The following is a 21,415-nucleotide window of genomic DNA, read 5'->3' as shown; positions in this document are numbered from 1 at the left end:
TCTATGCAATGCCCCTGCGCATGGCTATCATGCGTGCCTCATTGTGAGGCGATACTTGCATGCTGACGTTGTTAAAACTTTTGAAAGATGGCCGATTCCATTCCGGAGAAGCACTTGGCGCCGCCTTAGGCGTGAGTCGCAGTGCTGTCTGGAAGCAGCTGCAGCATCTTGAGGCTGAATTGAATTTGCCCATCCATAAAGTTCGTGGCAAGGGGTATCAATTAGCATCGCCGCTGGTGTTTTTGAATGCCGAGAACATAGCGCTGAATGCGCCCTCCTTGGAATGGCCTATACATATCTCTGACTCGATTGACTCCACGAATACCGAAGGCTTGCGCCTGGCGGATTCAGGATGTCCAGCGCCATTTCTAGTACTTGCGGAGCAGCAAACAGCAGGGCGAGGCAGGAGAGGGCGGAAGTGGGTCAGTCCTTACGCACAGAATGTGTACTACAGCCTCGTCTTGCGTATCGAATCGGGTCTTAGGCAGTTGGAAGGCCTGAGCCTTGTCGTGGGTTTGGCCGTCATGCGGGCATTGCGCGAATCGGGTGTGCAGGGTGCAGCATTGAAGTGGCCAAACGACGTCTTGGTAGGGCAGAAAAAAATCGCCGGGATTTTGCTCGAGTTGGTGGGAGATCCTGCTGACATCTGCCACGTTGTTATCGGTATAGGTATCAACGTGAATATGCGCAGGGCTGACGAGGTAGACCAGCAATGGACCTCGGTACAGCTTGAGACGGGTTCTCCTGTCGATCGGAATGGCTTAGTGGCGCAACTGAGTATGCAGTTGCAGGGCTATCTTGATCGCCATAAAGCGGGTGGTTTTGTCTCGCTTCAAGAGGAGTGGGAGCAAAATCACGCATGGCAGGGAAGAGCTGTATCTCTCATCGCCGGTGTAAACCAAGTTGATGGGGTCGTGCTGGGTGTAGATCATCAGGGTGCACTGCGGTTGAGCGTGGATGGTGTTGAGAAAATATACAGTGGTGGTGAGTTAACCCTGAGGTTGCGTGATGATTCTTGAGCTCGACTGTGGGAATAGCTTTATCAAATGGCGTGTGCTGGATTCGGAAAAGGCAGCAGCCTCGGCGGAGGGCATCGTAGGTTCCGATCTGGCGTTGATTGAAAGCCTGGTCGCGCTTCCTGGATTGCTGTTGACGCGCTGCCGGCTGGTGAGTGTTCGTGCCCTGGAGGAAACAAACAAGCTAGTGACGGCTCTGCATGAGGCATTCGGCGTGAGCGTCTCCTGCGCGGCTCCGGCGCGACAGATGGCTGGAGTGCGCAACGGCTACGAAGACTTCGAGCGCTTGGGTCTTGATCGCTGGTTAGCGATGCTGGGTGGATTCAAGCTGGCAAAGGGTGCCTGCCTGGTGCTCGATTTTGGCACGGCAGCAACGGCAGACTTTATAGCGGCAGATGGTGAGCACTTGGGCGGTTTCATTTGCCCTGGTATGCCCCTCATGCGCAACCAGCTGCGAACGCACACGCGTAAGATACGGTACGACGACGCTTCTGCTGAAAGAGCGTTGGAGCGCCTCTCTCCGGGTCGCACGACGGTAGAGGCGGTAGAGCGGGGCTGTACGCTGATGCTCAGAGGGTTTGTGCTGACGCAATTGGAGTTGGCCCGCAGTTACTGGGGTGATGACTTCACTGTATTCCTGACCGGTGGAGATGCTGAATTGGTGTCGAATGCAGTGCCCCAGGCGCGGCTCGTTCCCGACCTGGTTTTCGTCGGTTTGGCGATGGCGTGCCCTTTATCCTGAGGTGATTATGCGTTGGCTGTTTCTGCTTTTACTGGTCCTTAACGCCTTCTACTACATCTGGCATCAGCAGGAAGCGCCACTGCGTGCCAAAGATGTAACGCCTCTGAGCCTTTATAAGGGGGCGCAACAAGATATTCGCCTGTTGAGCGAGTCCTCTGAGGCTGTGGTGCGCCGAGATCGCACGCGCGCGTCTGATGCGCAAACTAATTGCCTATACATCGGCGGTTTCGTGGATCAGCGTCAAGCGCAGGTCGTTGAGCAGCGGCTCACTAGCCTGGATATAAAGGTCAAGGTTCAGTTGTTGAATACGTCTGACGCTTCCGGCTATTGGCTTCGCGTAGCCCCTGAAAGCAGGCGCCTGGCTGACGACCTGCCCTTTGAAAACCTTGCTAAGGAATTCAATGAGTTAAAACACAAAATAATGTTGTGCGAAGGCGTTGCAACTCTCGGATAGTTTGCATAGAATGGCGCCCGCTTCGCAGTGAAGACCTTTAAGGTCCAACGCGCAAAGCAAAGGTCAACGCAGCTAACCTCATATTTTTTATGAGAAAATGCTTGACAGAAGGCCGGCGTGATGTAGAATGCCGGCTCGCTTAGGAGGGGTTCCCGAGCGGCCAAAGGGATCAGACTGTAAATCTGACGTCTACGACTTCGAAGGTTCGAATCCTTCCCCCTCCACCATTTTTAGCGTGAGCTGCAAGCTCCGCGGGTATAGTTTAGTGGTAGAACCTCAGCCTTCCAAGCTGATGATGCGGGTTCGATTCCCGCTACCCGCTCCAAGTTTGCAGGTTGTGCAGGTGTTTTGCTCTTGTAGCTCAGTTGGTAGAGCACACCCTTGGTAAGGGTGAGGTCAGCGGTTCAAATCCGCTCAAGAGCTCCATATAACAAGGCAGATATGAAAATATCTGCCTTTGTTTTAACAGCTGCCTCGGCTTGTATCGTGTTGTGTCTGGTGCTCGTTGTCAGGTGATTTCAAGTCTGTTGGGGTTGGTTGTTGTAAAGTCTTTTTCAGGCCTGCATAATGGTCGGCCTGATTTTGTTTTAGGTCAGTAGCTCAATTGGCAGAGCGACGGTCTCCAAAACCGTAGGTTGGGGGTTCGATTCCCTCCTGACCTGCCAGATTCACGTGGTGTGTCTGGCTTTCTTTTCACAGGATCTTCATAGATGACTCCTAAGGCTGAAGCTCAAAGCTCTCGTTTCGATCTGATCAAGTGGTTCGCCGTAGTCGCCTTGGTGGTCGTAGGCGTTGTCGGCAATCAGTACTATTCTGCTTCGCCGATCCTGTATCGCGTCCTCGCTTTGCTCGCCCTCGCTGCTGTAGCTGCCTTTGTTGGCCTGCAGACTGCTAAAGGCAAGTCTTTTGCGGTCCTGGTAAAGGAAGCTCGCACCGAAATACGTAAAGTCGTTTGGCCGACTCGCCAAGAAACTACGCAGACCACGTTGATCGTTGTGGCTGTTGTTCTGGTTATGGCGTTGCTGTTGTGGGGGCTTGATTCCCTGCTCGGTTGGCTTGTTTCCTTGATTGTTGGCTAAGGGTGTCCCGTGGCTAAGCGTTGGTACGTTGTGCATGCTTACTCGGGTTACGAGAAGCATGTTATGCGCTCTTTGCTGGAGCGCGTAAAGCTCGCAGGCATGGAAGATGGCTTCGGCGAAATTCTGGTTCCCACTGAAGAAGTGGTTGAGATGCGTAATGGCCAGAAACGCAAAAGCGAACGCAAGTTCTTCCCTGGCTATGTGCTGGTACAGATGGACATGAATGAAGGTACTTGGCACTTGGTCAAGGACACTCCTCGTGTCATGGGCTTCATCGGCGGTACCGCTGACAAGCCTGCTCCTATCACCGACAAGGAGGCGGAAGCGATTCTGCGTCGTGTTGCTGATGGTAGCGACAAGCCCAAGCCGAAGACGCTTTTCGAGCCGGGTGAGGTTGTTCGTGTCACAGATGGTCCGTTCGCTGATTTCAACGGCACTGTCGAAGAAGTTAACTACGAAAAGAGCCGGATCCAAGTGGCGGTGCTCATTTTCGGTCGCTCTACTCCGGTAGAGCTGGAGTTCAGCCAGGTCGAGAAGGTCTAGCTGAGCAAGCATCCCAACCCCGCAGCCCTAGGCTGTGGGGTTTTGTCGTCACTGGGATAAACGCGCAAGTAACCGGGGAGCCTTTCGAGGCGTTCGAACCCGTAATTGGAGTGCCTCATGGCCAAGAAGATTACCGCTTACATCAAGCTGCAAGTGAAGGCCGCACAGGCCAACCCTAGCCCACCCGTCGGTCCAGCTCTGGGTCAGCACGGCGTGAACATCATGGAATTCTGCAAGGCCTTCAACGCCCGTACCCAGGGTATTGAGCCAGGTCTGCCGACTCCAGTGATCATTACTGTATACAGCGACCGTAGCTTCACTTTCGAAACCAAGTCGACTCCGGCCTCGGTTTTGCTGAAGAAAGCTGCCGGTCTGACCAGCGGTTCCGCTCGTCCGAACACCGTTAAGGTTGGCACCGTCACTCGTGCTCAGCTGGAAGAAATCGCGAAAACCAAAAACGCGGATCTGACTGCAGCTGATATGGATGCAGCCGTGCGTACCATCGCCGGTTCTGCTCGTAGCATGGGCCTTAACGTGGAGGGTGTGTAATGGCTAAGCTGACCAAGCGCCAAAAGGCTGTCGCCGGCAAAATCGAAGCAGGCAAGGCCTACAACTTTGTAGACGCCGCTGCTCTGCTGACCGAGCTGTCGACTGTCAAGTTCAGCGAGTCCGTTGACGTTGCTGTAAACCTGGGTGTAGACCCGCGTAAATCCGACCAGGTCGTTCGTAGCGCTACAGTGCTGCCACACGGTACTGGCAAGACTGTGCGTGTTGCTGTCTTTACCCAAGGCCCAGCCGCTGAAGCTGCTCTGGCCGCCGGCGCTGATCGCGTTGGCATGGACGACCTGGCTGCCGAAATGAAAGGCGGCGACCTGAACTATGACGTCGTTATTGCTTCCCCGGATGCAATGCGCGTCGTAGGTCAGTTGGGTCAGATCCTGGGTCCACGCGGCCTGATGCCTAACCCTAAAGTCGGCACCGTAACGCCAGACGTAGCCACCGCGGTTAAAAACGCCAAGGCTGGTCAGGTTCGTTATCGCACCGACAAAAACGGCATCATTCACACCTCCGTTGGCAAAGTCGGCTTTGACGCCGTCAAGCTGAAGGAAAACGTTGAAGCCCTGATCGCTGATCTCAAGCGTATCAAGCCCGCTTCCTCGAAAGGTATCTACGTCAAGCGCGTTACCCTGAGCACCACTATGGGTCCAGGTCTGGTCATCGACCAAGGCTCGCTCGACGTATAAGACACAGATTGGCGCAAGTGATTGCGCCAATTGAAAGATTGGGGTCCCTGCCTGGCGGGGGCTATCCAAGACCGTAGGCGACGCAAGTCTTAAACCAACAAGCCTACGCAGATGGTGCTCCCGGTTCCTTACCGAATCAGACACCAAAACGACATCAGGCCTAGGCCAGATGAAACGGTAACAAGCAGGAGTTAAACCCGTGGCAATTAATCTCGAAGACAAGAAGGCCATCGTCGCTGAAGTCAACGAGGCTGCCAAAGCTGCTCTGTCCGCTGTCGTGGCTGATGCCCGTGGTGTGACAGTAAGCGCTATGACCGGACTCCGTAAAGAGGCTCGTGAAGCTGGCGTATACGTACGTGTTGTACGTAATACCCTGCTCAAGCGCGCTGTTGCTGACACTGAATACAGTGTCCTCAACGACGTGTTCACCGGCCCGACCCTGATTGCGTTCTCCACCGATCATCCAGGCGCTGCTGCCCGTTTGTTCAAAGAGTTCGCCAAGGGTCAGGACAAGTTCGAGATCAAGGCAGCTGCGTTCGAGGGCAAGTTCCTCGCAGCTAACCAAATCGACGTACTGGCAACACTGCCGACCCGTAACGAAGCTATTTCGCAGCTGATGAGCGTGATTCAAGGCGCTACCAGCAAGCTGGCTCGTACTCTGGCTGCAGTTCGCGAGCAAAAAGAAGCTGCCGCAGCCTAAGGCTGAGCAAATTCTCTCGCGTATTTTTGTTTATTTCGATGGCCGCGTAGGCCGTCCCCCAATTCAGGAAATACAGCAATGTCTATCTCCCAAGACGATATCCTCAACGCCGTAGCTGAAATGTCGGTTCTGCAGGTTGTTGAGCTGATCAAAGCTTTCGAAGAAAAATTCGGCGTTTCCGCTGCTGCTGCTTCCGCTGGCCCAGCTGTTGCTGCTGTCGCTGCTGAAGAGCAAACCGAATTCAACGTCATGCTGCTGGAAGCTGGCGAGAAGAAAGTAAACGTGATCAAGGCAGTACGTGAACTGACCGGTCTGGGCCTGAAAGAAGCCAAGGCTGTAGTTGACGGCGCTCCTGCCCAGGTTCTGGAAGCTGTGTCGAAAGACGCTGCTGACAAAGCCAAAGCTACTCTGGAAGAAGCAGGCGCTAAAGTCGAGCTGAAGTAAGCATCGACCTTGCGTCTCCAGCCCAAGCTTTAAGCTGAAGGCTGATGGCTGGTGGCTCTTGCCACCGGCCTTTTTCCGTTCTTGGCTGTCGACTCGGTCGCCGCCATTAACGCGCTGTAGCCACCCGATGCGGTGGTGCAAACCATGGGGTTTGCAAGATTTTCTGGCTGCTCCCGTCGGGAGGGCCAAACAAGCAGGTGACCAAGCTGGGGAACGCTGATGGCTTACTCATATACTGAGAAAAAACGTATCCGCAAGGACTTTAGCAAGTTGCCGGACGTCATGGATGTCCCGTACCTTCTGGCTATCCAGCTGGATTCGTATCGTGAATTCTTGCAGGCGGGAGCGACCAAAGATCAGTTCCGCGACGTGGGCCTGCATGCGGCCTTCAAATCCGTTTTCCCGATCATCAGCTACTCCGGCAATGCTGCGCTGGAGTACGTCGGTTATCGCCTGGGCGAACCGGCATTTGATGTCAAAGAATGCGTGTTGCGCGGTGTTACGTACGCCGTACCTTTGCGGGTAAAAGTCCGCCTGATCATTTTCGACAAAGAATCGTCGAACAAAGCGATCAAGGACATCAAAGAGCAAGAAGTCTACATGGGTGAAATCCCACTGATGACTGAAAACGGCACCTTCGTTATCAACGGTACCGAGCGTGTAATCGTTTCCCAGCTGCACCGTTCCCCGGGCGTGTTCTTCGACCACGACCGCGGCAAGACGCACAGCTCCGGTAAGCTCCTGTACTCCGCGCGGATCATTCCGTACCGCGGTTCGTGGTTGGACTTCGAGTTCGACCCGAAAGACTGCGTGTTCGTGCGTATCGACCGTCGTCGCAAGCTGCCGGCCTCGGTACTTTTGCGCGCGCTCGGCTATACCACTGAGCAAGTGCTGGACGCCTTCTACACCACCAACGTATTCAGCCTGAAGGATGAAACCCTCAGCCTGGAGTTGATTGCTTCGCGTCTGCGTGGTGAGATTGCCGTTCTGGACATTCAGGACGAGAAGGGCAAGGTCATTGTTGAAGCCGGCCGTCGTATTACTGCGCGCCACATCAACCAGATCGAAAAAGCCGGTATCAAGTCGCTGGACGTGCCTCTGGACTACGTCCTGGGCCGCACTACCGCCAAGGTCATCGTTCACCCGGCTACAGGCGAAATCCTGGCTGAGTGCAACACTGAGCTGAACACCGAGATCCTGGCCAAAATCGCCAAGGCCCAGGTTGTTCGCATCGAGACCCTGTACACCAACGACATCGACTGCGGTCCGTTCATCTCCGACACACTGAAGATCGACTCCACCAGTAACCAATTGGAAGCGCTGGTCGAGATCTATCGCATGATGCGTCCTGGTGAGCCGCCTACCAAAGACGCTGCCGAGACCCTGTTCAACAACCTGTTCTTCAGCCCTGAGCGCTATGACTTGTCTGCGGTCGGCCGGATGAAGTTCAACCGTCGTATCGGTCGTACCGAGATCGAAGGTTCGGGCGTGCTGTGCAAGGAAGACATCGTCGCGGTACTGAAGACCCTGGTCGACATCCGTAACGGTAAAGGCATCGTCGATGACATCGACCACCTGGGTAACCGTCGTGTTCGCTGTGTAGGCGAAATGGCCGAGAACCAGTTCCGCGTTGGCTTGGTACGTGTTGAGCGTGCGGTCAAAGAGCGTCTGTCGATGGCTGAAAGCGAAGGCCTGATGCCGCAAGACCTGATCAACGCCAAGCCAGTGGCTGCCGCGGTGAAAGAGTTCTTCGGTTCCAGCCAGCTCTCGCAGTTCATGGACCAGAACAACCCGCTCTCCGAGATCACCCACAAGCGCCGTGTTTCCGCACTGGGCCCGGGCGGTCTGACCCGTGAGCGTGCAGGCTTTGAAGTTCGTGACGTACACCCGACGCACTACGGTCGTGTTTGCCCGATCGAAACGCCGGAAGGTCCGAACATCGGTCTGATCAACTCCTTGGCCGCTTATGCGCGCACCAACCAGTACGGCTTCCTCGAGAGCCCGTACCGTGTGGTGAAGGAGGGTCTGGTTACCGACGAGATCGTATTCCTGTCCGCCATCGAAGAGGCCGATCACGTGATCGCCCAGGCTTCGGCCACGATGAACGACAAGAAAGTTCTGATCGACGAGCTGGTAGCTGTTCGTCACTTGAACGAGTTCACCGTCAAGGCGCCGGAAGACGTGACCTTGATGGACGTTTCGCCGAAGCAGGTTGTTTCGGTTGCCGCGTCGCTGATCCCGTTCCTGGAGCACGATGACGCCAACCGTGCGTTGATGGGTTCCAACATGCAGCGTCAAGCTGTACCAACCCTGCGCGCTGACAAGCCGCTGGTAGGTACCGGCATGGAGCGTAACGTAGCCCGTGACTCCGGCGTTTGCGTCGTGGCTCGTCGTGGCGGCGTGATCGACTCCGTTGATGCCAGCCGTATCGTGGTGCGTGTTGCCGATGACGAAGTTGAAACCGGTGAAGCCGGCGTCGACATCTACAACCTGACCAAATACACCCGTTCGAACCAGAACACCTGCATCAACCAGCGTCCGCTGGTGCGTAAGGGTGACCGCGTTCAGCGCAGCGACATCATGGCCGACGGCCCGTCCACCGACATGGGTGAGCTGGCACTGGGCCAGAACATGCGCATCGCGTTCATGGCCTGGAACGGTTACAACTTCGAAGACTCCATCTGCCTGTCGGAACGAGTCGTTCAAGAAGACCGCTTTACCACGATCCACATCCAGGAACTGACCTGTGTGGCACGTGACACCAAGCTTGGGCCGGAGGAAATCACTGCAGACATCCCGAACGTGGGTGAAGCTGCGCTGAACAAGCTGGACGAAGCCGGTATCGTTTACGTAGGTGCCGAAGTAGGCGCAGGCGACATCCTGGTCGGTAAGGTCACTCCGAAAGGCGAGACCCAACTGACTCCGGAAGAAAAACTGCTGCGTGCCATCTTCGGTGAAAAAGCCAGCGACGTTAAAGACACTTCCCTGCGTGTACCTACCGGTACCAAGGGTACTGTCATCGACGTACAGGTCTTCACCCGTGACGGCGTTGAGCGTGATGCTCGTGCACTGTCCATCGAGAAGACCCAACTCGACGAGATCCGCAAGGACCTGAACGAAGAGTTCCGTATCGTTGAAGGCGCGACCTTCGAACGTCTGCGTTCCGCGCTGGTAGGCCACAAGGCTGAAGGCGGCGCAGGACTGAAGAAAGGTCAGGACATCACCGACGAAGTCCTCGACGGTCTTGAGCACGGCCAGTGGTTCAAACTGCGCATGGCTGAAGATGCTTTGAACGAGCAGCTCGAGAAGGCCCAGGCCTACATCGTTGATCGCCGCCGTCTGCTGGACGACAAGTTCGAAGACAAGAAGCGCAAACTGCAGCAGGGCGATGACCTGGCTCCAGGCGTGCTGAAAATCGTCAAGGTTTACCTGGCAATCCGTCGCCGCATCCAGCCGGGCGACAAGATGGCCGGTCGTCACGGTAACAAAGGTGTGGTCTCCGTGATCATGCCGGTTGAAGACATGCCGCACGATGCCAATGGCACCCCGGTCGACGTTGTCCTCAACCCGTTGGGCGTACCTTCGCGTATGAACGTTGGTCAGATCCTCGAAACCCACCTGGGCCTCGCGGCCAAAGGTCTGGGCGAGAAGATCAACCGTATGATCGAAGAGCAGCGCAAGGTCGCAGACCTGCGTAAGTTCCTGCACGAGATCTACAACGAGATCGGCGGCCGCAACGAAGAGCTGGACACCTTCACCGACCAGGAAATCCTGGACCTGGCGAAGAACCTGCGCGGCGGCGTTCCAATGGCTACCCCGGTGTTCGACGGTGCCAAGGAAAGCGAAATCAAGGCCATGCTGAAACTGGCAGACCTGCCGGAAAGCGGCCAGATGCAGCTGTTCGACGGCCGTACCGGCAACAAGTTCGAGCGCCCGGTTACTGTTGGCTACATGTACATGCTGAAGCTGAACCACTTGGTAGACGACAAGATGCACGCTCGTTCTACCGGTTCGTACAGCCTGGTTACCCAGCAGCCGCTGGGTGGTAAGGCTCAGTTCGGTGGTCAGCGTTTCGGGGAGATGGAGGTCTGGGCACTGGAAGCATACGGTGCTGCTTACACTCTGCAAGAAATGCTCACAGTGAAGTCGGACGATGTGAACGGCCGGACCAAGATGTACAAAAACATCGTGGACGGCGATCACCGTATGGAGCCGGGCATGCCCGAGTCTTTCAACGTGTTGATCAAAGAAATTCGTTCCCTCGGCATCGATATCGATCTGGAAACCGAATAACACGTGACGCGAATCGAGAGCGGGGCCGTTTGGCCCGCTCTCTGCTCCGCCAGGAGGAAAGGCCTTGAAAGACCTACTGAATTTGCTGAAAAACCAGGGTCAAGTCGAAGAGTTCGACGCCATCCGTATTGGGTTGGCATCGCCTGAGATGATCCGTTCGTGGTCGTTCGGTGAAGTTAAAAAGCCGGAAACCATCAACTACCGTACGTTCAAACCCGAGCGTGACGGCCTGTTCTGCGCCAAGATCTTTGGCCCGGTCAAGGATTACGAGTGCCTGTGCGGTAAGTACAAGCGCTTGAAGCACCGTGGTGTGATCTGCGAGAAGTGCGGCGTTGAAGTTGCACTGGCCAAGGTTCGTCGTGAGCGCATGGCGCACATCGAACTGGCTTCGCCGGTTGCCCACATCTGGTTCCTGAAATCGCTGCCGTCCCGTATCGGCTTGCTGATGGACATGACCCTGCGTGATATCGAGCGCGTTCTCTATTTCGAGAGCTATGTCGTTATCGATCCAGGCATGACCACCCTTGAAAAAGGTCAGCTGCTCAATGACGAGCAGTACTTCGAAGCGCTGGAAGAGTTCGGCGACGATTTCGATGCCCGCATGGGTGCCGAGGCTGTCCGCGAGCTGCTGCACGCTATCGACCTGGAACACGAGATTGGCCGTCTGCGTGAAGAAATTCCGCAAACCAACTCCGAAACCAAAATCAAGAAGCTGTCCAAGCGTCTGAAGTTGATGGAAGCCTTCCAGGGTTCCGGCAACTTGCCAGAGTGGATGGTGCTGACCGTTCTGCCGGTTCTGCCGCCAGACCTGCGTCCGCTGGTACCGTTGGACGGTGGTCGTTTCGCGACGTCCGACCTCAACGACCTGTACCGCCGCGTGATCAACCGTAACAACCGCTTGAAGCGTCTGCTCGATCTGTCCGCTCCGGACATCATCGTGCGCAACGAAAAGCGTATGTTGCAGGAAGCGGTCGATGCCTTGCTCGACAACGGTCGTCGTGGCCGTGCTATCACCGGCTCCAACAAGCGTCCTCTGAAATCCCTGGCTGACATGATCAAGGGTAAGCAAGGTCGTTTCCGTCAGAACTTGCTCGGCAAGCGTGTTGACTACTCCGGTCGTTCGGTAATTACCGTAGGCCCGACCCTGCGTCTGCACCAGTGCGGTCTGCCCAAGAAGATGGCACTTGAGCTGTTCAAACCATTCATCTTCGGCAAGCTGGAAATGCGCGGTCTCGCGACCACGATCAAGGCGGCCAAGAAAATGGTCGAGCGCGAACTGCCAGAGGTTTGGGACGTTCTCGCTGAAGTGATCCGTGAACACCCGGTTCTCCTCAACCGTGCACCGACCCTTCACCGTCTGGGTATCCAGGCGTTTGAACCGGTACTGATCGAAGGCAAGGCTATCCAGCTGCACCCTCTGGTCTGTGCTGCGTACAACGCCGACTTCGACGGCGACCAAATGGCCGTGCACGTACCGCTGACACTGGAAGCCCAGTTGGAAGCGCGTGCGTTGATGATGTCGACCAACAACATTCTGTCGCCAGCCAACGGTGAGCCAATCATCGTTCCGTCGCAGGACGTTGTATTGGGTCTGTACTACATGACCCGTGAAGCGATCAACGCCAAGGGCGAAGGTCGTGTATTCGCTGATCTGCAGGAAGTTGACCGTGTTTTCCGTGCTGGCGAAGCTGCCTTGCACGCCAAGGTCAAAGTGCGGATCAACGAAACCGTCAACGACCGTGACGGCGGCAGCGTGAGCGGCACCCGTATCGTCGACACCACTGTCGGCCGTGCGCTGCTGTATCAGGTTGTGCCAAAAGGTCTGTCGTACGACGTCGTCAACCTGCCGATGAAGAAAAAGGCGATCTCCAAGCTGATCAACCAGTGCTACCGCGTGGTTGGTTTGAAAGAGACCGTGATCTTCGCTGACCAGTTGATGTACACCGGTTTTGCCTATTCGACTATTTCCGGCGTTTCCATCGGTGTTAACGACTTCGTTATCCCGGATGAAAAAGCTCAGATCATCGCCGCTGCTACCGATGAAGTGAAAGAGATCGAAAGCCAGTACGCCTCCGGCCTGGTAACCCAGGGTGAGAAGTACAACAAGGTGATCGACCTTTGGTCCAAGGCCAACGACGAAGTGTCGAAGGCGATGATGGCCAACCTCTCGAAAGAGAAGGTTATCGACCGTCATGGCGTGGAAGTCGACCAAGAGTCGTTCAACTCGATGTATATGATGGCCGACTCGGGCGCACGGGGTTCTGCTGCGCAGATCCGTCAGCTCGCCGGTATGCGTGGCCTGATGGCCAAGCCGGACGGTTCCATCATCGAGACGCCGATTACCGCGAACTTCCGTGAAGGGTTGAGCGTACTTCAGTACTTCATCTCCACTCACGGTGCTCGTAAAGGTCTGGCGGATACCGCGTTGAAAACCGCTAACTCCGGTTACCTGACGCGTCGTCTGGTAGACGTTGCGCAAGACTTGGTTGTGACTGAAGTCGACTGCGGTACCGAACACGGTCTGCTGATGACTCCGCACATCGAAGGCGGCGACGTTGTAGAACCGTTGGGTGAGCGCGTACTGGGCCGAGTCATCGCCCGTGACGTATTCAAGCCAGGTACCGAGGAAATCATCGTTCCTGCCGGCACTCTGGTAGATGAGAAGTGGGTCGAGTTCATCGAACTCAACAGCATCGACGAAGTGATCGTTCGCTCGCCGATCAGCTGCGAAACCCGCTACGGCATCTGCGCCAAGTGCTACGGCCGTGACTTGGCTCGCGGTCACCAGGTGAACATCGGTGAAGCGGTCGGCGTTATCGCTGCCCAGTCCATCGGTGAGCCGGGTACCCAGCTGACCATGCGTACGTTCCACATCGGTGGTGCGGCAAGCCGGACCTCCGCAGCCGACAGCGTTCAGGTGAAGAATGGCGGTACTGTCCGCCTGCACAACCTCAAGCACGTTGAGCGAGTGGATGGCCACCTGGTTGCTGTATCCCGTTCCGGTGAGCTGGCAATCGCCGACGACTACGGTCGTGAGCGTGAGCGTTACAAGCTGCCGTACGGTGCTGTGATTTCGGTCAAGGAAGGTGACAAGGTCGACGCTGGCGCAATCGTGGCCAAGTGGGATCCGCACACTCACCCAATCGTTACCGAAATGAAAGGTACCGTGACCTACGTGGGCATGGAAGAAGGCATCACGATCAAGCGTCAGACTGACGAATTGACCGGTATGACCAACATTGAAGTACTCGACGCTAAAGATCGTCCAGCTGCCGGTAAGGACATCCGCCCTGCCGTGAAGATGGTCGACGACAACGGCAAGGACTTGTTGCTGCCAGGCACTGACGTAATCGCTCAGTACTTCCTGCCAGCCAACGCCCTGGTCGGTGTAGCGGATGGTGCGAAGATCGCGATCGGTGATGTTATCGCGCGTATCCCGCAAGAAACTTCGAAGACCCGTGACATCACCGGTGGTCTGCCGCGTGTTGCCGACTTGTTCGAAGCTCGTCGTCCGAAAGAAGCGTCGATTCTGGCTGAAGTCAGCGGCACCATCGCGTTCGGTAAGGAAACCAAAGGCAAGCGCCGTCTGGTTATTACCCCGAACGACGGTAGCGATCCGTACGAAGAGCTGATTCCGAAGTGGCGTCACCTGAACGTCTTCGAAGGCGAACAGGTAAACCGCGGCGAAGTTATCTCCGACGGCCCGAGCGATCCACACGACATCCTGCGTCTGCTGGGTGTGAGTGCGCTGGCCAAGTACATCGTTAACGAGATCCAGGACGTTTACCGCCTGCAAGGCGTGAAGATCAACGATAAGCACATCGAGACCATCCTGCGTCAGATGCTGCGTAAAGTTGAAATCGCTGAGTCCGGCGATTCCAGTTTCATCAAGGGCGACCAGATGGAACTGACTCACGTACTGGTAGAGAACGAGCGTCTGGGCGCGGAAGACAAGTTTGTCTCCAAGTTCACTCGCGTGCTGCTGGGTATCACCAAGGCGTCGTTGTCCACTGAGTCGTTCATCTCGGCGGCCTCCTTCCAGGAGACCACTCGCGTACTGACCGAAGCAGCGGTAACCGGCAAGCGCGATTACCTGCGCGGCCTGAAAGAAAACGTAGTCGTGGGTCGTCTGATCCCGGCGGGTACCGGTTTGGCTTACCACAGCGAGCGTAAACGCCGCCGTGATGCTGACAAGCCGCTGCGCGTAAGCGCCAGTGAAGTGGAAGCTGCACTGACCGAAGCACTGAACTCAAGCGGTAACTGAGTTCTGCAGTAGATTGAGTCCGGGCCCTGGCAGTCCCATTCGTCGGATCGAGGCAATTTTGCCCCGGTTCGATGCGCGGGGAGGCCGGGGCCTTGCCTTGACTGGGGGCAAGATCCTCTTTAGACTCTTGTACCCCTAAATTTGGCGGGAATTCGTTCCTGCCATTTTGCTTTTCTTGTAAGACAATAGCGTCGCAAGACAACAGTGGAGCTAGTAGATGGCAACTATCAACCAGCTGGTACGTCAGCCGCGTAAGCGTATCGTCGAGAAATCCGACGTGCCTGCGCTGCAGAACTGCCCGCAACGTCGTGGCGTATGCACCCGTGTGTATACCACCACGCCGAAAAAACCTAACTCGGCACTGCGTAAAGTATGCCGTGTGCGCCTGACCAACGGTTTCGAGGTTTCCTCGTACATCGGCGGTGAAGGCCACAACCTGCAAGAGCACAGCGTGGTGCTGATCCGCGGCGGTCGTGTAAAAGACTTGCCAGGTGTTCGTTACCACACCGTACGCGGCTCCTTGGATACTTCCGGCGTTAAAGGTCGTAACCAGGGTCGTTCGAAGTACGGTACCAAGAAGCCTAAGTAGTAGCGGCTTTTTGTAAAAACTGAATCATCTTATTTTCTGAGTCGATAAGAGTAAGGTCGGAGGCGTCCCGTAAGGGCCAGATTCCGAACGAACCTGAAGACCGTTTGAGGGCTTATCCATGCCAAGAAGACGCGTAGCAGCCAAGCGCGAAGTGCTTGACGATCCAAAATACGGAAGCCAAATCCTGGCCAAGTTCATGAACCACGTGATGGAAAGCGGCAAAAAAGCCGTTGCCGAGCGTATCGTTTATGGCGCGCTGGAAAAGGTTAAAGAACGCAAGAACAGCGACCCCCTGGAAATCTTCGAGAAAGCTCTCGACGCCATCGCTCCGCTGGTCGAAGTGAAGTCGCGCCGTGTAGGCGGTGCTACTTACCAGGTTCCGGTCGAAGTTCGTCCGTCTCGTCGTAACGCTCTGGCAATGCGCTGGTTGGTAGACTTCGCCCGTAAGCGCGGCGAGAAGTCTATGGCCCTGCGTTTGGCTGGCGAACTGTTGGACGCTGCTGAAGGTAAAGGTGCTGCTGTTAAGAAGCGTGAAGACGTGCACCGTATGGCTGAAGCTAACAAAGCTTTCTCGCACTACCGCTTCTAATCTTAGCTTCACTAATTTTGCGAGGGCTTTATGGCTCGTACTACTCCGATTAGCCGCTACCGTAACATCGGTATCGTTGCTCACGTGGATGCTGGTAAAACCACCACCACCGAGCGCGTACTGTTTTACACCGGCAAAAGTCACAAGATGGGCGAGGTGCATGACGGCGCCGCGACCACAGACTGGATGGTTCAGGAGCAGGAGCGTGGTATTACCATTACTTCTGCTGCTATTACCGCCTTCTGGAAAGGTTCCGAGAAGCAGTACAAAGATGAGCATCGCTTCAACGTAATCGATACCCCGGGTCACGTAGACTTCACCATTGAAGTTGAACGTTCCCTGCGCGTACTCGACGGCGCTGTCGTTGTGTTCTGTGGTACCTCGGGTGTTGAGCCGCAGTCGGAAACCGTATGGCGTCAAGCCAATAAATACGGCGTTCCACGTCTTGTTTACGTAAACAAGATGGACCGTGCCGGTGCGAACTTCCTGCGCGTGATCGCTCAGATCAAGCAGCGCTTGGGTCACACCCCGGTGCCAATTCAGTTGGCTATCGGTTCCGAAGATAATTTCCAAGGCCAGATCGATCTGCTGACCATGGAAGCTGTCTACTGGAACGATGCTGACAAAGGTATGGTTCCTGTTCGCAAGCCTATCCCTGCTGAACTGCAGGAACTGGCTGACGAATGGCGCAACAACATGGTTGAAGCTGCGGCTGAAGCCAACGAAGAACTGATGAACAAGTACCTCGAAGGTGAAGAACTCACCAACGTGGAAATCAAGGCCGCTCTGCGTCAGCGTACTATCGCTGGCGAAATCGTCCTGGCTGTTTGTGGTTCCTCGTTCAAGAACAAGGGCGTTCCCCTGGTTCTCGATGCTGTGATCGACTACCTGCCGGCACCAGTAGATATTCCTGCCATCAAGGGTACCGACCCGGATGACGAGACTATCGAGCTGGAGCGTCATGCAGACGACGCTGAACCGTTCTCCGCTCTGGCATTTAAAATTGCCACTGACCCATTCGTGGGCACATTGACCTTCGTCCGCGTTTACTCGGGCGTGTTGAACTCCGGCGACGGCGTGATCAACTCGGTTAAAGGCAAAAAAGAGCGCGTTGGTCGTATGGTGCAAATGCACGCAAACGCTCGCGAAGAGATCAAGGAAGTACGCGCTGGCGACATCGCGGCCTTGATCGGCATGAAGGACGTCACCACCGGTGAAACCTTGTGCAACGCTGACAAGCCAATCATCCTGGTTCGCATGGACTTCCCGGAGCCGGTTATTTCGGTTGCCGTAGAGCCTAAGACCAAGGATGACCAGGAAAAAATGGGTATCGCTCTGGGCAAGCTTGCTCAGGAGGATCCATCTTTCCGCGTCAAGACTGATGAAGAGACTGGTCAAACGATCATCTCCGGCATGGGCGAGCTTCACCTGGACATCCTGGTTGACCGGATGCGCCGTGAGTTCAACGTCGAAGCCAACATCGGTAAGCCTCAGGTTTCCTATCGTGAGCGCATCACGAAGAACTGTGAAATCGAAGGCAAGTTCGTTCGTCAGTCCGGCGGTCGTGGTCAGTTCGGTCACTGCTGGATCCGTTTTGCTCCTGCTGACGAAGGTCAGGAAGGTCTGCAATTCGTGAACGAAGTAGTGGGCGGTGTGGTTCCTAAGGAATACATCCCTGCTATCCAGAAGGGTATCGAAGAGCAGATGAAGAACGGTGTTGTTGCCGGCTATCCGCTGATCGGCCTGAAAGCAACCGTTTTTGACGGTTCTTACCACGACGTCGACTCCAACGAGATGGCGTTTAAGGTGGCTGCCTCCATGGCAACCAAGCAACTGGCCCAGAAGGGCGGTGGTGAGTTGCTTGAGCCAATCATGGCGGTAGAAGTTGTTACACCTGAAGACTATATGGGTGATGTCATGGGCGACCTTAACCGTCGTCGCGGCATGATTCTGGGTATGGAAGACACGGTTTCCGGCAAAGTGATTCGCGCCGAGGTTCCGTTGGGTGAGATGTTCGGTTATGCGACCGACGTCCGCTCCATGTCTCAGGGTCGCGCAAGCTACTCTATGGAATTCAAAAAATACAACACAGCTCCGGCGCACATCGCTGAAACTGTATCCAAAAAACAAGGCTGATTCAGTCCTTTAGGCAAGGAGTTAATTGTCGTGGCTAAAGAAAAATTTGATCGTTCCCTACCGCACGTCAACGTTGGCACCATCGGTCACGTTGACCACGGTAAAACCACGCTGACTGCTGCTCTGACTCGCGTTTGCTCCGAAGTTTTCGGTTCCGCAATCGTTGATTTCGATAAAATCGACAGCGCACCAGAAGAAAAAGCTCGTGGTATCACCATTAACACCGCGCACGTTGAATACAACTCGCTGATCCGTCACTACGCTCACGTTGACTGCCCAGGTCACGCTGACTATGTGAAGAACATGATCACCGGTGCTGCCCAGATGGACGGCGCAATTCTGGTTTGTTCGGCCGCTGATGGTCCGATGCCACAAACCCGTGAGCACATCCTGCTGTCCCGTCAGGTTGGCGTTCCGTACATCGTGGTTTACCTGAACAAGGCCGACCTGGTAGACGACGCTGAGCTGCTGGAACTGGTTGAGATGGAAGTGCGCGATCTGCTGAGCACTTACGACTTCCCAGGCGACGACACTCCGATCATCATCGGTTCTGCTCGTATGGCTCTGGAAGGCAAAGACGATAACGAAATGGGCACCACGTCCGTTCGTAAACTGGTTGAGACTCTGGACAGCTACATCCCAGATCCAGTCCGTGTTATCGACAAGCCGTTCCTGATGCCAATCGAAGACGTGTTCTCGATCTCCGGTCGCGGTACTGTTGTAACTGGTCGTATCGAGCGCGGTATCGTCAAGGTTCAAGATCCACTGGAAATCGTTGGTCTGCGTGACACCACCGTCACCACCTGCACCGGTGTTGAAATGTTCCGTAAACTGCTCGACGAAGGTCGTGCTGGCGAGAACTGCGGCGTTCTGCTGCGTGGTACCAAGCGTGACGACGTTGAGCGTGGCCAGGTTCTGGTCAAGCCAGGTTCGGTTAAGCCGCACACCAAGTTCGAAGCTGAAGTGTACGTGCTGAGCAAAGAAGAAGGCGGTCGTCACACTCCGTTCTTCAAAGGCTACCGTCCACAGTTCTACTTCCGTACTACTGACGTGACTGGTAACTGCGAACTGCCGGAAGGCGTTGAGATGGTAATGCCGGGCGACAACATCAAAATGGTTGTTACCCTGATCAAAACCATCGCAATGGAAGACGGTCTGCGTTTCGCTATTCGCGAAGGCGGCCGTACCGTTGGTGCTGGCGTTGTAGCTAAAATCATCGAGTAATTTTCTCTTCTGAGATCGCTCGATGTTTTGAGAGGGCCCCCGCTTAGCGGGGGCCTTTTTTATTGGGTTGACACCTACCAGGGGCGTCTATAGAATTGCGCCTCCTTTTAACGGGCGTATTGCGCTCGCTGGGAATAGCAGCCGGAGTCTGAAATCCAATGCAAAATCAGCAAATTCGTATCAGGTTGAAGGCTTTTGACCATCGCCTGATCGACCAATCCACCCAGGAAATCGTGGAAACCGCGAAACGTACTGGTGCTCAAGTGCGTGGTCCAATTCCACTGCCTACCCGTAAAGAGCGGTTCACCGTTCTGGTCTCCCCGCACGTCAACAAGGACGCGCGTGACCAGTACGAGATCCGTACTCATAAGCGCGTACTGGACATCGTCCAGCCAACGGATAAAACCGTTGATGCACTTATGAAGCTCGATCTGGCGGCCGGTGTGGAAGTACAGATCAGCCTCGGCTAAGACTTGGGTCTTAGTCGTGTAACGCTCTGAAATGGGCGGCCATAGCGGGTGAAAGCCCCGTACACTCATGAGGTTTACAACATGACTATTGGTGTAGTCGGTCGTAAATGCGGTATGACCCGTATTTTCACCGAAGAAGGTGTCTCCATTCCGGTCACGGTCATTGAGATCGAACCGAATCGCGTCACCCAGTTCAAAACTGAAGAAACCGATGGCTATCGTGCAGTGCAAGTCACTGTCGGCGAGCGTCGTGCTTCGCGCGTGACTGCTGCTCAAGCAGGTCACTTCGCTAAAGCAAACGTTGCAGCTGGTCGCACCGTCATGGAGTTCCGTCTTGAAGACGGCGACTACCAGGCAGGCGATCTGATCAACGCTGAAATCTTCGCCGCTGGTCAACTGGTTGATGTAACCGGTCAGTCCAAGGGTAAAGGCTTCCAGGGTACGATCAAGCGTTGGAATTTCCGTGGCCAAGACAACACTCACGGTAACTCCGTTTCCCACCGCGTCCCGGGCTCTATTGGCCAGTGCCAGACTCCTGGTCGTGTATTCAAGGGCAAAAAAATGTCCGGTCATATGGGCGCTGAGCGCGTGACCGTGCAGTCCCTCGAAGTAGTGCGCGTCGACGCTGAACGCAATCTGTTGTTGGTCAAGGGTGCTGTTCCTGGCGCTACTGGCGGCAACCTGGTTGTACGTCCAGCGGCCAAGGCTCGCGGTTAAGGGGAAGCTGACATGCAATTAAATGTAAATGACGCTCAAGCGATCGAAGTTTCCGAACTGACATTTGGCGGCGAATTCAACGAGACGCTGGTTCACCAAGCAGTCGTGGCCTACATGGCCGGCGGCCGTCAAGGTAGCAAGCAGCAAAAGACCCGTTCCGACGTACGTGGTGGCGGTAAGCGCCCTTGGCGTCAGAAAGGCACTGGCCGTGCTCGTGCCGGTACTATCCGTAGCCCAATCTGGCGTGGCGGCGGTACCACTTTCGCAGCTCGTCCACAGGATCACTCGCAGAAGCTCAACAAGAAGATGTACCGCGCAGCTCTGCGCTCCATCCTTGCTGAACTCGTGCGTACCGATCGTCTGGTCGTGGTTCAGGACTTCGCTGTTGAAAGTCCAAAAACCAAAGAACTGCTGGGCAAACTGACCAACATGAGCCTGACCGATGTTTTGATCGTGTCTGAAGCCGTTGATCAGAACCTGTACCTGGCTGCTCGCAACCTGCCACACGTTGATGTACGTGACGTGCAAGGTTCCGATCCAGTTAGTCTGATCGCATACGACAAGGTGTTGATCACCGTGTCGGCCGTGAAGAAATTCGAGGAGCTGCTGGGATGAACCAGGAACGCGTATTTAAAGTTCTGCTTGGCCCGCACGTTTCCGAAAAGGCTACGGTTCTGGCTGACAAGAAAGGCCAGTTCGTTTTCAAGGTTGCAACTGACGCAACCAAGCTGGAAATCAAGAAGGCCGTCGAAAGCCTGTTCAGCGTGAAAGTAGAGCGTGTTACTACCCTGAATGTTCTGGGTAAGAGCAAGCGCACTGCTCGCGGTCTGGGCAAGCGTAATGACTGGAAGAAGGCAGTTATCTCCCTTCAGCCAGGCCAAGATCTCGATTTCAGCAGCAGTGCTGAGTAA

19 protein-coding genes and 4 tRNA genes are annotated in these 21,415 nt (G+C 55.4%); all 23 read left to right on the top strand.

The window, feature by feature from the left end:
• The first annotated feature begins 59 nt into the window (after window positions 1-59).
• The 23 genes from birA (at window position 60) to rplW (ending at window position 21,415) form a co-directional block, all read left to right on the top strand.
• On the top strand, window positions 60-1,019 hold the full coding sequence (gene birA, locus KVG91_RS10330; protein WP_169377973.1) for a bifunctional biotin--[acetyl-CoA-carboxylase] ligase/biotin operon repressor BirA: 960 nt from the start codon (window positions 60-62) through the stop codon (window positions 1,017-1,019).
• A complete protein-coding gene (locus tag KVG91_RS10325; RefSeq protein WP_169377974.1) occupies window positions 1,009-1,758 on the top strand; it encodes a pantothenate kinase in 750 nt (249 codons plus the stop codon). Before birA ends, KVG91_RS10325 begins: the two co-directional genes overlap by 11 nt.
• A gap of 7 nt (window positions 1,759-1,765) precedes the next feature.
• On the top strand, window positions 1,766-2,212 hold the full coding sequence (locus tag KVG91_RS10320) for a hypothetical protein (RefSeq protein WP_169377975.1): 447 nt from the start codon (window positions 1,766-1,768) through the stop codon (window positions 2,210-2,212).
• 142 nt (window positions 2,213-2,354) lie between these two features.
• Window positions 2,355-2,439, top strand: a tRNA-Tyr gene (locus tag KVG91_RS10315).
• Window positions 2,440-2,463: 24 nt separating this feature from the next.
• Window positions 2,464-2,537: transfer RNA gene (locus KVG91_RS10310), tRNA-Gly, on the top strand.
• Between the two features lie 25 nt (window positions 2,538-2,562).
• Window positions 2,563-2,638 (top strand) — tRNA-Thr (locus KVG91_RS10305).
• Between the two features lie 163 nt (window positions 2,639-2,801).
• Window positions 2,802-2,877, top strand: a tRNA-Trp gene (locus KVG91_RS10300).
• 45 nt (window positions 2,878-2,922) lie between these two features.
• Window positions 2,923-3,291, top strand: coding sequence for a preprotein translocase subunit SecE (gene secE, locus KVG91_RS10295; RefSeq protein WP_169377976.1), 369 nt, complete (start codon window positions 2,923-2,925; stop codon window positions 3,289-3,291).
• A gap of 9 nt (window positions 3,292-3,300) precedes the next feature.
• Window positions 3,301-3,834, top strand: a complete 534-nt coding sequence (nusG, locus tag KVG91_RS10290; RefSeq protein WP_003176436.1) for a transcription termination/antitermination protein NusG — start codon at window positions 3,301-3,303, stop codon at window positions 3,832-3,834.
• A gap of 117 nt (window positions 3,835-3,951) precedes the next feature.
• Window positions 3,952-4,383 carry a 50S ribosomal protein L11 gene (gene rplK, locus KVG91_RS10285; protein WP_003210097.1) on the top strand — a complete coding sequence of 144 codons (432 nt, stop codon included), beginning with the start codon at window positions 3,952-3,954 and terminating at the stop codon, window positions 4,381-4,383.
• Window positions 4,383-5,078: a 50S ribosomal protein L1 gene (gene rplA, locus KVG91_RS10280; protein WP_169377977.1), complete on the top strand. Its 696-nt coding sequence runs from the start codon at window positions 4,383-4,385 to the stop codon at window positions 5,076-5,078. Before rplK ends, rplA begins: the two co-directional genes overlap by 1 nt.
• A 199-nt stretch (window positions 5,079-5,277) precedes the next feature.
• Window positions 5,278-5,778 (top strand): 50S ribosomal protein L10, encoded by a 501-nt coding sequence (gene rplJ / locus KVG91_RS10275; protein ID WP_015886139.1) that lies wholly within the window; start codon window positions 5,278-5,280, stop codon window positions 5,776-5,778.
• Window positions 5,779-5,856: 78 nt separating this feature from the next.
• A complete protein-coding gene (rplL, locus tag KVG91_RS10270; protein ID WP_003176432.1) occupies window positions 5,857-6,222 on the top strand; it encodes a 50S ribosomal protein L7/L12 in 366 nt (121 codons plus the stop codon).
• Window positions 6,223-6,441: 219 nt separating this feature from the next.
• Window positions 6,442-10,515 (top strand): DNA-directed RNA polymerase subunit beta, encoded by a 4,074-nt coding sequence (gene rpoB, locus KVG91_RS10265; protein ID WP_169377978.1) that lies wholly within the window; start codon window positions 6,442-6,444, stop codon window positions 10,513-10,515.
• 64 nt (window positions 10,516-10,579) lie between these two features.
• On the top strand, window positions 10,580-14,779 hold the full coding sequence (gene rpoC / locus KVG91_RS10260) for a DNA-directed RNA polymerase subunit beta' (RefSeq protein ID WP_169377979.1): 4,200 nt from the start codon (window positions 10,580-10,582) through the stop codon (window positions 14,777-14,779).
• Window positions 14,780-14,996: 217 nt separating this feature from the next.
• On the top strand, window positions 14,997-15,368 hold the full coding sequence (gene rpsL / locus KVG91_RS10255; protein ID WP_002555494.1) for a 30S ribosomal protein S12: 372 nt from the start codon (window positions 14,997-14,999) through the stop codon (window positions 15,366-15,368).
• Between the two features lie 118 nt (window positions 15,369-15,486).
• Complete coding sequence (rpsG, locus tag KVG91_RS10250; protein ID WP_002555493.1) at window positions 15,487-15,957, top strand: 30S ribosomal protein S7; 471 nt, start codon at window positions 15,487-15,489, stop codon at window positions 15,955-15,957.
• A gap of 30 nt (window positions 15,958-15,987) precedes the next feature.
• A complete protein-coding gene (fusA, locus tag KVG91_RS10245; protein ID WP_076952600.1) occupies window positions 15,988-18,093 on the top strand; it encodes an elongation factor G in 2,106 nt (701 codons plus the stop codon).
• Window positions 18,094-18,123: 30 nt separating this feature from the next.
• Window positions 18,124-19,317: an elongation factor Tu gene (gene tuf, locus KVG91_RS10240; RefSeq protein ID WP_003176426.1), complete on the top strand. Its 1,194-nt coding sequence runs from the start codon at window positions 18,124-18,126 to the stop codon at window positions 19,315-19,317.
• Between the two features lie 158 nt (window positions 19,318-19,475).
• Entirely contained in the window at window positions 19,476-19,787 is a 312-nt protein-coding gene (gene rpsJ, locus KVG91_RS10235) for a 30S ribosomal protein S10 (protein WP_003186070.1), read from the top strand.
• A gap of 81 nt (window positions 19,788-19,868) precedes the next feature.
• Complete coding sequence (rplC, locus tag KVG91_RS10230; RefSeq protein WP_003194649.1) at window positions 19,869-20,504, top strand: 50S ribosomal protein L3; 636 nt, start codon at window positions 19,869-19,871, stop codon at window positions 20,502-20,504.
• 12 nt (window positions 20,505-20,516) lie between these two features.
• Window positions 20,517-21,119, top strand: a complete 603-nt coding sequence (gene rplD / locus KVG91_RS10225; protein ID WP_057014518.1) for a 50S ribosomal protein L4 — start codon at window positions 20,517-20,519, stop codon at window positions 21,117-21,119.
• Window positions 21,116-21,415: a 50S ribosomal protein L23 gene (rplW, locus tag KVG91_RS10220; RefSeq protein ID WP_002555488.1), complete on the top strand. Its 300-nt coding sequence runs from the start codon at window positions 21,116-21,118 to the stop codon at window positions 21,413-21,415. Before rplD ends, rplW begins: the two co-directional genes overlap by 4 nt.

The organism is Pseudomonas azadiae, assembly GCF_019145355.1.
Classification (GTDB): Bacteria; Pseudomonadota; Gammaproteobacteria; order Pseudomonadales; family Pseudomonadaceae; genus Aquipseudomonas; species Aquipseudomonas azadiae.
Note: the sequence above shows the minus strand (reverse complement) of the source record. Positions and strands in the feature narration are given on the sequence as shown.